Source organism: Kordiimonas sp. (assembly GCF_048264555.1).
Taxonomy (GTDB): Bacteria; Pseudomonadota; Alphaproteobacteria; order Sphingomonadales; family Kordiimonadaceae; genus Kordiimonas.
Genome location: NZ_JBLXCX010000004.1, coordinates 402,155 through 413,804 on the forward strand (window position 1 = coordinate 402,155; position 11,650 = coordinate 413,804).

Annotated in this window: 11 protein-coding genes; 2 read left to right on the plus strand and 9 right to left on the minus strand. The window is 57.3% G+C overall.

Annotated elements, in window-relative coordinates; all coding sequences use genetic code 11:
• Window positions 1-40 precede the first annotated feature (40 nt).
• Entirely contained in the window at window positions 41-1,225 is a 1,185-nt protein-coding gene (locus tag ACN0XZ_RS13840; protein ID WP_417458367.1) for a cation:proton antiporter, read from the minus strand.
• A 128-nt stretch (window positions 1,226-1,353) separates the two neighbouring features.
• On the opposite strand from ACN0XZ_RS13840, the gene ACN0XZ_RS13845 reads away from it, so the two are divergent.
• Window positions 1,354-1,725 carry a VOC family protein gene (locus tag ACN0XZ_RS13845; RefSeq protein WP_417458368.1) on the plus strand — a complete coding sequence of 124 codons (372 nt, stop codon included), beginning with the start codon at window positions 1,354-1,356 and terminating at the stop codon, window positions 1,723-1,725.
• Between the two features lie 45 nt (window positions 1,726-1,770).
• On the opposite strand, the gene ACN0XZ_RS13850 is transcribed toward ACN0XZ_RS13845, so the two are convergent.
• The 6 genes from ACN0XZ_RS13850 to ACN0XZ_RS13875 all read right to left on the minus strand — a co-directional run bounded on the left by ACN0XZ_RS13850 (window position 1,771) and on the right by ACN0XZ_RS13875 (window position 10,302).
• Window positions 1,771-2,445 carry an SDR family NAD(P)-dependent oxidoreductase gene (locus tag ACN0XZ_RS13850; RefSeq protein ID WP_417458369.1) on the minus strand — a complete coding sequence of 225 codons (675 nt, stop codon included), beginning with the start codon at window positions 2,443-2,445 and terminating at the stop codon, window positions 1,771-1,773.
• A 539-nt stretch (window positions 2,446-2,984) separates the two neighbouring features.
• A complete protein-coding gene (locus tag ACN0XZ_RS13855; protein WP_417458370.1) occupies window positions 2,985-3,311 on the minus strand; it encodes a hypothetical protein in 327 nt (108 codons plus the stop codon).
• Window positions 3,312-3,595: 284 nt separating this feature from the next.
• Entirely contained in the window at window positions 3,596-4,480 is an 885-nt protein-coding gene (locus ACN0XZ_RS13860) for a cation diffusion facilitator family transporter (RefSeq protein ID WP_417458371.1), read from the minus strand.
• 70 nt (window positions 4,481-4,550) lie between these two features.
• Entirely contained in the window at window positions 4,551-7,709 is a 3,159-nt protein-coding gene (locus ACN0XZ_RS13865) for an efflux RND transporter permease subunit (RefSeq protein ID WP_417458372.1), read from the minus strand.
• A gap of 18 nt (window positions 7,710-7,727) precedes the next feature.
• On the minus strand, window positions 7,728-8,990 hold the full coding sequence (locus ACN0XZ_RS13870) for an efflux RND transporter periplasmic adaptor subunit (RefSeq protein WP_417458373.1): 1,263 nt from the start codon (window positions 8,988-8,990) through the stop codon (window positions 7,728-7,730).
• A gap of 1 nt (window position 8,991) precedes the next feature.
• Window positions 8,992-10,302 carry a TolC family protein gene (locus tag ACN0XZ_RS13875; protein WP_417458374.1) on the minus strand — a complete coding sequence of 437 codons (1,311 nt, stop codon included), beginning with the start codon at window positions 10,300-10,302 and terminating at the stop codon, window positions 8,992-8,994.
• Between the two features lies 1 nt (window position 10,303).
• Between ACN0XZ_RS13875 and ACN0XZ_RS13880 the strand changes: the two genes are divergently transcribed.
• Complete coding sequence (locus ACN0XZ_RS13880) at window positions 10,304-10,768, plus strand: hypothetical protein (protein WP_417458375.1); 465 nt, start codon at window positions 10,304-10,306, stop codon at window positions 10,766-10,768.
• Window positions 10,769-10,820: 52 nt separating this feature from the next.
• Here ACN0XZ_RS13880 and ACN0XZ_RS13885 read toward each other — a convergent pair whose 3' ends face one another.
• Both ACN0XZ_RS13885 and ACN0XZ_RS13890 read right to left on the minus strand, forming a co-directional pair.
• Window positions 10,821-11,357: a hypothetical protein gene (locus tag ACN0XZ_RS13885; RefSeq protein WP_417458376.1), complete on the minus strand. Its 537-nt coding sequence runs from the start codon at window positions 11,355-11,357 to the stop codon at window positions 10,821-10,823.
• 10 nt (window positions 11,358-11,367) lie between these two features.
• Window positions 11,368-11,565 (minus strand): HupE/UreJ family protein, encoded by a 198-nt coding sequence (locus ACN0XZ_RS13890; RefSeq protein ID WP_417458389.1) that lies wholly within the window; start codon window positions 11,563-11,565, stop codon window positions 11,368-11,370.
• Window positions 11,566-11,650: the final 85 nt, after the last annotated feature.

Below are 11,650 nucleotides of genomic sequence, written 5' to 3' on the forward strand. Positions count from 1 at the left end.
AGATGATGAAAAGGGCCTTCGGGCCCTTTTTTATTGCACCTTAACGTTCATTGCTGCGCCCATACCAGCGGGCGCCAAACGCCGCACTTACGCCGTGTAGAAGTGCGCTTATCCAAACTGCGTTGATCGCCACCATCAGGATAGCTCGTCCTTCTGCGCTCGGGTGTTTGTCCACGATCAGTAGCGCAAACAGGGCGGTTGCGAGACCACGAGGGCCGAACCAGCCAAAGAAAAGCCGGGTGCGGATTGAAAGGCCTGTACCGATGAGGGAGAGCCATATGGCCGCAGGGCGCACCACAAAAAGGCTGGTGAGAATAACAAGAAGGACCGGCAGTGTGAGGGACAGCGCCGCCTCCGGTACCAGCGTGAGGCCGAGGAGGAAAAAGGCTGTCCAGCTAAGAAGCTGGCCTTCGCTTTCAGTGAAATCATAGACAAACTGGCATTTGCCTTTCACCATGCTACCAAAGGCCAAGCCGGCGACAAAGGCTGCGATAAAACCGTTGCCGCCCAATAGCGTTGCGGCCAGATATGCGGCACCTGCGAGCGCCAGTGTGCTGATGCCTTCATAGGTGCTGGCAGTGAACTTTCTTTCATCCGCTTTAAGGAATAACCATCCACCTACATACCCAGCGGCGCCACCAACAAGAGGGCCGAGCGTAAGCTGCATAACGATAAAGGCGAGCCAGTTGGTGCCCTCGTTCTCGGGGGAGACTGAGGCCAGGCTTGCAAACAACAACACTGCAGGCAGAGCAAGTCCATCATTCAGGCCGCTTTCAACGGACAGGGATTGTCGCTCCATCTCCGGCACATTCGGATCCGAGATCACTGATTGCCCTAGGGCGGCATCGGTGGGGGCGAGTATTGCGGCGAGAAGGGCGAGCGTGAAAAAAGGCCAGTCCGGCAAGATAAGACCCGCGCTGCCCGTGCCAATGATAATGGCGAGTGGCAACCCGACCAGCAGCATGCGAAGCGGGATGGTGCGCTCACGGATCAGCTCTGCCAAGTTTACCTTTGCCGCATCCAGAAATAACAGAATCACAAGGGCGACCTCCGCCACCAGATGAAGCCCTTCCTTGGCGCTTTCCTTCGGCAGCATGTCACTAAATGAAAACAGAACACCGAGCGTCAGGAAGAATATTGGTGGTGTGATGATGGTAGATGAGAGCCGCTTTGCGAAAAGCGCAAGAAAGATGGTGACGACGGCGATGATCAATAGTCCGGTCAAGATAATACCTTCCAGAGCCTGCTTTGCGCCGATAATCGGTTGATTTTTGTGGTTTGTCGAGGGCAGGCTTGAGGCAAGCGACTGTTCCCAACGGGGGAGGCAGTCCACAAACATGAAGGAGCTGTCCCATGAACCTTGGTGCGTTTTCTCTCAGTCTTAGTGTGAAAGATATAGCTGCCTCGCAGGCGTTTTATGAAAAGCTTGGGTTCACCGTGATGGGCGGTGAGCGGGAACAGGGGTGGCTTATCCTCAAAAGTCCTACCTGTGTGCTGGGGCTGTTTCAGGGCATGTTCGAGAAAAATATGCTGACATTCAACCCGGGGTGGGACAGCAATGCTCAGCCGTTGGAGCAGTTCATGGATGTGCGAGAGATACAGAAGGTGCTGAAAAGCGCAGGGGTGACGCTCGATAATGAGGCGGATGAAAGCACCACGGGGCCGGCAAGTTTTATGCTTACCGACCCTGACGGCAACCCGGTGCTGGTTGACCAGCACCGCTAAGCTTGGGAGCGTGGAGGGTGGGCGTGGCACCACCCTTTATAGAAATTATGCTGCGAACGTGACCGGGATAGACGCGCCTGATATGCAGCGTGCCTTGCTGGACGTGAGGAAGGCAATAACGTCAGAGATGGCCTCTGGTGTTGTCCATTCGCTATAGTCTGCGTCTGGCATGTCTGCCCGGTTTTTTGGTGTGTCGATGATGCGGGGGAGTACAGCATTCACCCGGATTTTCTGCCCCGACAGCTCATCGGCGAGGCTTTCTGTGAGCGCGCGCACCGCAGATTTGGATGCTGCATAGGCTCCCATGCCGTGGGCGGCCGGCATGGCAGCCGCCGCGCCAATATAAACCACTGAGCCACCGTCCTTGAAGAAAGGCAGTAGAGCCTGCGTGGTATTCAGCGCCGTCATCAGGTTGATGTCGAACATACGCTGCCATGTGGCAGGGGCGCCGGTTTTAATTTCTTCCCACGCAAAGGCACCTGCGATGTGCACAAGCGTATCAACGGTACCGAACTTATCCTGGATGGCTTTTGCTGCTTTTTGTGCTGCTTCAGGATCAGTGAGGTCATATCCGCCCAGATACTGCACATCTTCCGGCAAGCTCGCGGGGCGAGTTTTCGCCGCGTCAAGGGCAACCAGTTTATTCTTCGGGGTATTCAGAGCTGCGATTGCAGCTGTGCCGAGTGCACCTGCGGCGCCTGTGATGACGATATTTTTCATGGGTCGAACTCCCTTACCTCTTGGATCAGCCACACCGGGGATAAATCCCCGTTTTGTGTTGTGGTCTGTCACTTATTTCCGGACTCCAATATGTATATAACCAACATGTTAAGTGTGTCATGTCATCTTGCGATATTTGCTACTTTGATCATTTATGTCACAGAATGCCGGACAGAAAGTTGTCCAGCATCCTGTGGCACGGTGCTTGAGATGATTGTCCTGAACAGAACGTCAGCTTCGGGCGTCAAATCATGTTGTCTTGGAGCGTATCTCCGGGTCCTGGCCGCCATTGCCAAGTCGGAGCGCAGGCTTGAAGGAGGAAAAAGAATAGTAAAAGCCAAAAGGGGGGCTGTCATGGCTAGTCCAAGCTTTCGAAGTATTCATCACGATACTCGCGGGTCGCCATCGCTGGTACGTTTCTTTTTGAGCCGTAAGGCAGCGAAAAGCTGATGATCGGCTTCGCTTGTGGATTAGATGCTCTGGCAAATCTCAATCACGGCCGTGAGCTGGGCGCGGTCAAACAGATCGATGTCATGTGCCTATTTTTGGCCTTCAAGCCGATGCAAATGTTTGTCTTTAAACTCATTAAGGAAAGGCGAGAGCTTTTCTTCCTTAAATACAGTGACGACTTTGGTTGATTTGGCTGTTTCGGCTGCCTTCTGAATAACTTCATCAGATAGTATCTTTCCATTAAGGATAGCCGCATATCTTTCTGCGCGACCTGCCCTGGAGTTCCCGATAGGCGCAGGTTGCAGGCAAACTCCGGGTGCTTCACCCGATTTAAAAGGCTTAGCATCCTTTTTTGCTGCCTTCGCTTTTGCTATCGCGAAGGCCCGACCAAAGAAGCCAGCTTTCTTTTCTATCATGCGTAGGCTCCTTTCCCTAAAATACAGTTGTCAACGTCCTAATGCATATTAATGCATTGGGTCCTGTGGATACAGAATTAAAGAGGCGCCGAGCCCTTGCGTGTAAACAGGAAGTGCGCGTATCACCCTCCAGAAGCCACTTGGCCGTAGTGGTGAAGAAAAGTCTTGCAACCTGAGTGGTGAAGAATGTGATGAAAAAATCAGCTCATCTGCTTATACAACGCGAACGTTCGAGTTTGCACTCTAAATAGTCCATTTTCGACCCAAAGCAGACATTCCCAACTTTATCGGCACTCATGCACTTCGACAGTGAGGTGGCAAATGCCGATTTCGCGTTCAATGCGGGATTTGTAGTGATCGGGGTGTTGCGGCGCGTGTGTCACCACAGACACGATGGCCGCGAGCTGGTTTGAATTGAGCCGCCAGACATGCAGGTCGGCTACCTTGTCGTCTCCGCTGTCTTCGATCAGGGTGATGATCTTCGCGCGCGCGGCCTCGTCATCGTGCCGGTCCAGAAGGATCGCCGCGGTATCCTTGCCAAGCCCGATTGCCCATTTGGTAATAATCACCGCACCGACGATGCCCATAACAGGGTCGAGCCATACCCAGCCAAACGATTTGCCGGCCAGCAACGCAACGATGGCAAGGACAGACGTGAGCGCGTCTGCCATCACGTGCAGATAGGCGGCGCGCAGGTTGTGCTCGTCATGGTGATGATGGCCGCCAAGCATGAAGGCACTGGCGATGTTCACCACAAGCCCCAGCACCGCAACACCAATGGCCTGGTTGAACTGGATCGACTGCGGTGTGATCAACCGTTCCACCGACTCGGCCGCCATCAAAAGTGCGACAACCCCGAGCACAATGGCGCTTGAATACCCCCCGAGCACGCTCACCTTGCCAGTGCCGAAGCTGAACGCATCGTTGCCCGCATGCTTGCGCGCGTAAGCATAGGCAAACAGTGTGATGCCAAGCGCGGCGGCGTGGGTACCCATATGCCACCCGTCAGCCAGAAGCGCCATGGAGCCAAAGGCAACGCCCGCCGCAATTTCAGCCACCATCATGATGACGGTCAGCCATACCACCCAACGTGTGCGCTTCTCGGCATGGTCAGTCGCGCCATGAAAGTCATGGTCATGTGTCCATTTGCTCATATTATCCGCGTGCATTTTATGTTCCTTACTTTGGAGAAGTCTCTGAGGTGGCCCCGAAGGGCCACCCCATGACAGATTTGGAGCGTTAGGCTGCCTCACCCGCTTTGGCCGACTTCGGCTTGCGACCAAAGAGGCTGTAGAGCACCGGCAAAACCACAAGTGTCAGCAGGGTCGAGGAAATGATGCCACCGATAACCACGGTGGCAAGCGGACGCTGTACCTCGCTGCCGATCCCGACGTTGAGCGCCATGGGCACGAAGCCGAGGCTCGCCACAAGCGCGGTCATCATCACCGGGCGGAGCCTCGCAAGCGCCCCTTCGCGGATTGCTTCCGAGAGCACCTTGCCTTGGTCAACCAAGCTGCGGATGAAGGAGATCATCACCACGCCGTTCAGCACCGCCACGCCCGAGAGGGCGATAAAGCCCACAGCCGCGGAGATGGAAAATGGCATGTCCCTGAGCCACAGGGCCGCCACGCCGCCGGTCAGCGCCAGGGGAATACCGCTTGAGACAATGAACACATCCCGCCAGCGACCAAACAGGGTGTAGAGCAGACCAAGGATCAGGAGGAGTGCCGCAGGCACCACGATCCGCAGGCGTTCAGCCGCCGAGATCAACTGCTCGAACGTGCCGCCATAGGATACCCAGTACCCTGCTGGTACTTCCACCTCGCGTGCCACGGCAGACCGCACAGCTTCCACAAAACTGCCAAGGTCACGCCCCCGCACGTTGGCGGTAACAACGACCCGGCGTTTGCCGTTCTCGCGGCTGATCTGGTTTGGCCCGATCGCGACCTCGATGCTGGCCAGTTCGGAAAGTGGCACGAAGGCCAGATTGTCCTCATCCCCTTCACGCAAGTGATCAGGCAGCGGCACCGGCAACCTGCCGATCGCCGCCACATTGTCCCTCAGGCCCTCAGGCAAGCGCACGACAATATCGAAGCGGCGATCGCCTTCAAAAATCTGGCCAGAGACCCTGCCGCCCACGGAAGTGGCGATCACGTCCTGCACGTCACCGACGGACAGGCCATAGCGCGCGAGCGCTTCCCGGTTAGGGATGACCGACAGCACCGGAAGGCCGGTAGCCTGCTCAACCTGGATATCGGCCGCGCCGGGGATGGTCCCCATAACGCCTTCGATCTCCTTGGCTGTCGCGAGCAAGGTATCGAGATCATCCCCGAACACCTTGACCGCAAGATCGGCCCGCACCCCTGAGATAAGCTCATTGAAGCGCATCTCGATTGGCTGGGTGAACTCATACTTGTTGCCCGGGTAAGTGAGCATGACGGCCTTGATCTCTTCCACAAGCTCGGCCTTCGGCTTCGTGGGGTCCGGCCATTCCTTGCGGTCCTTCAGGAGGATGAAGGTATCGGCCACGTTTGGCGGCATCGGATCGGTCGCCACGTCGGCAGTGCCGATCTTGGAGACGATCTTGTCCACCTCCGGGAAATCCCGGAGCCGATCTTCAAGCGCGAGCTGCATGTCGATCGCCTGACTGAGGCTGGTGCCCGGTATCCTGAGCGCATGCATGGCAATGTCGCCTTCATCAAGGTTCGGAATGAATTCCGATCCCATACGGGACGCCGCGTATCCGGTCAGGGCAAGCAGCCCTGCTGCGGCCAGAAGGACCAGAATTCGCGCCTTCAGCACCAAAGCAAGGAGCGGTGCATAAAGTGACTTCGAAACCAGCACAACCGGGCTTTCCTTCTCCTGCACCTTGCCGGTGACAAATGTCGCAACGGCGGCGGGCACGAAGGTGATGGAAAGCACGAGCGCGCTGAGGATCGCGAGCACGACGGTAAAGGCCATGGGGTGGAACATCTTTCCTTCCACGCCGGTGAGCGCGAAGATCGGGAAGTAGACCACGGCAATGATGACCACACCAAAGAGGCTTGGCTTGATGACCTCGTTCGTGGCATCTGCGGCCAGCGCGTGCCGCTCCTCCCGCGTGAGCAAGCGGCCGAGCTTATGCTGTTCAGCCGCAAAACGCCTGAGGCAGTTTTCAACAATGATCACTGCGCCGTCGACGATGAGGCCAAAATCAAGCGCCCCGAGGCTCATCAGGTTGCCTGAAATCCGGTTCTCCACCATGCCGGTGATGGTCATCAACATCGAGAGCGGGATCACCAGCGCGGTGATAAGCGCGGCCCGAATGTTGCCAAGCATCAGCAAGAGGATGACGATTACCAGAAGCGCACCTTCAACAAGGTTTTTCGCAACCGTGTTGACCGTCTTTTCAACAAGCACCGTCCGGTTATAGGCGGGCTTGATAACGATACCGGCAGGAAGCGTCTCGTTGATCTCGGCCACCTTTTCGTCGACCGCCTTCGAGACGACCCGGCTGTTCTCACCAATCAGCATGAAGACGGTGCCAAGCACCACCTCATGCCCGCTTTGTGTTGCCGCACCGGTGCGAAGTTCTTCGCCAAGTGCCACGTCCGCCACATCGGTGAGCCTGATCGAAACACCATGGCGCTGGGTGATGATGATCTTCTTGAGGTCATCAATGCCCTCGGCCTGACCCGGGATGCGAACAAGATACTGTTCGCCCGCCCGTTCGATATAGCCTGCACCAACATTCGCGTTATTGCGCTCAAGCGCACCGATAACGTCCTCGAGGCCAAGGCCAAAGGCCGTGAGCTTGTCCGGCCACGGGGTTACATGGAACTGCTTCTGGTAGCCGCCGATGGTGTTAACCTCGGTCACCCCCTTCACGGTCACAAGCTGTGGGCGTACGACCCAGTCATGAATGGTCCTGAGGTCCGTGGGTGTGTAGGGCTCACCCTCAGCATTCACGGCACCTGGCAATGCATCGACCGTATACATGTAGATCTCGCCAAGCCCGGTCGCGATTGGACCTGGCTCCGGCTCGATCCCCGAAGGTAGCTCTCCTTTTACGGTTTGCAGCCGTTCGTTCACCAGTTGACGGGCGAAATAGACGTCTGTGCCATCCTCGAAAACGACAGTGACCTGCGACAGGCCGTAGCGTGAGATCGAGCGCGTATAGTCTAGCTTCGGCAGACCCGCGAGAGCGGTCTCGATGGGAAAGGTGATGCGTTGTTCTGCCTCAAGCGGTGAATAGCCCGGGGCCTCGGTGTTGATCTGCACCTGTACGTTGGTGATGTCAGGCACCGCATCGATGAGAAGACGTTGGAAGTTATACACCCCAAACGCCGCGACCGCCGCCACGAGGACAAGAACTGTCCATCGTTTGGCGATCGCAAAAGATATCAATCTTTCTAGCATGATATATCCTCTGGTCGCCTAGTGGTCGTGGGATGCGCCATCTTTTTCGATGTCGGCCTTGATGATGAAGCTGTTGCTGGTGACATAGGGCTGGCCGGGTTTGATACCGCCCAAAACCTCAACCCACTCAGGGGTACGTTCCCCCAGTTCAAGCATGCGCACCTCATAGGTTTCGCCAACCTGGGCGAACACCACCGTGAAATCGCGGAACCGCTGCAATGCCTCCGGACGCACTGCAAGCGGGACTTCACGCTTGGCCACAATGGCTTTGCCCTTCACGGTCATGCCCGGAATCCACTCCTTCGTGGGGTTGGCGAGCGGGGCATGCATGATCAGCGTCTGGGTCGCGCTTTCAGCGGTCGGTAGGTAGAACTCAAGCTCCGCCTTTGCTGTGTGCCGGCCATCAACGGAGGAGACAGCAACCATCTGGCCGGGCCGCACGATGTCGGTATCACCGGGATAGACATGGAAATCCACCCGGAGGCGTGTGAGGTCACCAATCACGAACAGCGGGCTGTCGCTGACCACATCACCCTTCTGTGCGGTACGGCTGACAATCACACCGTCCATCGGCGCTGTGATGTCGTAAGGGCGCAGGCTCTCGTTGCTCTCGATCCGCGCGAGAACTTCGCCTTCTTTCACCGTTTGGCCTTCGGTCTTGCGGACCTCAAGGATTTTACCCGGGAAACGGGCGCGCAGGGTTGACTGGGCGTCCGGGGCAAATTCCACCCGCCCAAGAAGGTCGAGCGTGCTTTCAATGATTTGGGGCCCCACGGCTTCGGCCTCGATCCCCATCTGGTTTGCCATGGCGGCGCTGATGGTGGTGCGCCCCTCATAGCTGTCATATGACCAGGTATGGGTCTTACCCTTGTAGGTCGCTTTCACCGCCACATCAAACGAGTGCGGTTCCGTCACCACACCGTCACCGGAGAGGTAACCGCCCTCGGCTTCAAACGGGAAATAGTTCTCCTCCCCGTCAAGCCTTGAAAGCGTGATACTGGCGTCGACGGCTGAAGGCGCAATGGCCTTGCCGTTTTCATAAGCAAAAAGCCGGAACTGTGGCGGTGTGCCTTGTTCGAAAATCGTGACCTCGATCGCGAAGGCACCGTCCTCCAGCAGGCGCCCGCCGTTTGGCCCCTTGGCCACTTCGTCATGGGCTGCCTCTTCGTGGCCATGCCCCTCACCGTCATGGGCGTGATTGTCGGCCTGTTGCCCGCATGCAGCCAGCATAAGGGCCGCTGCGGAAAGCATCGTGAGTTTCTTGAATAGTGACTGTGTCATGTCAGTTTCCTTCAGGGCCGACCTGTGCCTCTGCGCCGCTCATGGTGGTGGCGGGCATGGTCGCGTCTGTCGAATGGATTGCTGTCAGGCGGTTGATGTCTGCCTGCGCGAGATGAAATTGGGTAAGGGCGTCGATACGCTGGGTTTCGATGTCAGCGACCAGTGACTGCGCTGCAAAGACATCGAGGTAGGAGGCCGCCCCTTTGTCCATACGCTCCAGCACAAGTGCCTTGGCATCCTCGGCCGCCTGCAGGCTTGCGCTGAGCTGGCGAGCGGCAGTGAAGGCTGCCCGCTGCCGGGCATGCGCCAGTCCCAGTTGCCGGATCAGGGTACGCTCCCGGTCGGCACGCTCATACATATTGCGGCTGACTGCCGCGCGTGCGCGCCTGATGTTGCCCTGATTGGTATCATATAGCGCGAGCGGGATGGACACCCCGGCAACCGCAGCAACGTCCGACGTATCCTGATGATAGCGCACACCTACCCGCACTGTCGGGTCCTGCACCGATTTCGCTTTCTCAAGCGACAGGGAGGCCTCAAGCGCCGCTTCCCGCAAGTCCCAGATTGCGAGATCGGGACTGCCCGCGACCGAGGCTTCGGTCATCGGTACCAGTGCGGCCGGAAGTTTGAAGCCTTCACCGGCATCGACACTGAAAGCAGTCGCGCCCGCGCCCCATAGGCCCGCGAGGGAGACTTTGGCGGCCATCAGCTCCTGCTCTGCATTCGCTACAAGGTTGGCGGCATTCAGGTAGCGGATATGGGCGTTTTGCACCGCAAGTTCGGAATCCTTGCCGGCTTCCATACGCGCACGGATCGCGCCTTCAATATCCTTGAGGATCGCCGCCTGTGCCGCAAGCTGGTCCAGCCTCGTCCGGGCAGCAACCACCTCCACATAGGCTTTTTCCGCAGCATGGATCAGGTCCAGCCGCTGGATATGCCATTCGCCTTCACCGATGCGGGCTTCTTCGCGCGCAAGCTTTGTGCGCAGGCTGCGCTTGTTGCCGCGCTCGAACTGCTGCGCATAAGTGACCGTCAGTTCCGTGCGGTCAAGCCCGGTGAACGGGCCGGTGCCGGTGAAGTTTTCAATCTCGGCCCCGACGGTCGGGTTTGGGCGGGTGTCCGCCTGCTCAATTGCCGCTTCATATTCGGCAACACGTGCGCGTGCGGCCTCAAGGGTTGGGGAAGCCTCAAGCACGCGCCTGATGACCTCATCCCGGGTCAGTGTGGGTTCCGCCCCTGCGGGCCCGGTCAATAACACCGCGCCGGCATAGAGGCCGAGGGCAGCATGTGCCGCCACTTTAAAGATAGTCATGATGTCTACTCTCATCAAAAAACAATGGAGAGCGCGCAGCAACTGCCGCACGCAAGATTGTCACGAATTGAAGAGATCAGACCAAGGGAGGGGGGATGGGTGGGCGCTGTGCGAAGGCAAGCGCATCATCCTTTGCATGAAAACCGAAGCGTGGAGAGAAATGGTCTGGCAGCGCGATTGCCGCATCAACCGTTTCAATGAAAACCCCAAGGAGTGTATGGAAGCCAACATGCGCAGCCTGCCCCTCAAGGGTGTCATGCTCCGTGACTTCGTCCGGCTCATGATCATGAGTCATTTCGCTGGCATGCGCCTGAACATGGGGCCGCTCAAGATGAGCGTGTTCAGCGTCGAAAACGGCAAGGTCCATGACGCGCAGGAACAACAGCGCGCCCATGGTCATAAGAACCATCAAATTTTTGATCGGTTGTGCCGTCATCTTCTACCTGAGTTCAAGCTTGTGCCCTGATAGTAGGCCGCATGGGCCCACTGATCAAGGCTGCTTCTCATGGGGCCGCGTTTTACTGTTTGAGACCGATGATCTCATAGCTGCCCTTGAGCTTGAGCTTGATGGTCATCTCGGTGTCGGTTTTGTTTTTCCAGTACCAGCCATGGGAGCCCTCCCACGGCGCATAAAAGAGACCGCTTATCCCTGCGGACGTGCTGATCGCAAAACTTTCATAGTAGCCCGTGGTGTCGCCCTGCGGTTCGCCGTGAAAGTCGAAATACAGTTGTCCGCCCTCGACGCTCCACTCATGCTGCACCTTGGCGCCTGGCATCATATGCAGTTTGTATTCAAGCCCCTTGCCGGGGGCGATTGTGATGGCAACCGTATCCTCGCGTTCCGCAAATGCCGCGGTATCCGCGGTCTCGACCGGAGCCTTGTCAGCCGCCGCAGCAATTTGGGTGAGGCCGAGTGCCGCCCCGGTACCGAGCGGGTCGATATCATATTCCGCCGGCAGGATGATGGTGACAAGCGCAACACCCGCAAGCAGCGCCGCCGCTATCGTACCCTGCACCAGGGACTTGGTTGAAAGCAGTTGATGATCGTCAGACATAGGTGCCCCCTCAAGCAATGAAATAACCGGTAAGCTGATAGCCCATCAGCATCATCCCGGCAGACATCAGTAGAAAATTGGTAACGGTCGCGAAGCGGTTGAAACTCGCATGCTGGCGCCAAGCAGCCAGCAGCAGGAGGACAATCAGCAGCGCAGATAGCTGGCCAAGCTCGACCCCGATATTGAAGGACACAAGGTTGCCGACCAGATTTTCCTCTGTCCGTCGTCAGAACATTTGTCTCAACTTGAGCACGTTATGATGTGAGTGTTTGGCTCATCATTTATTGATATTA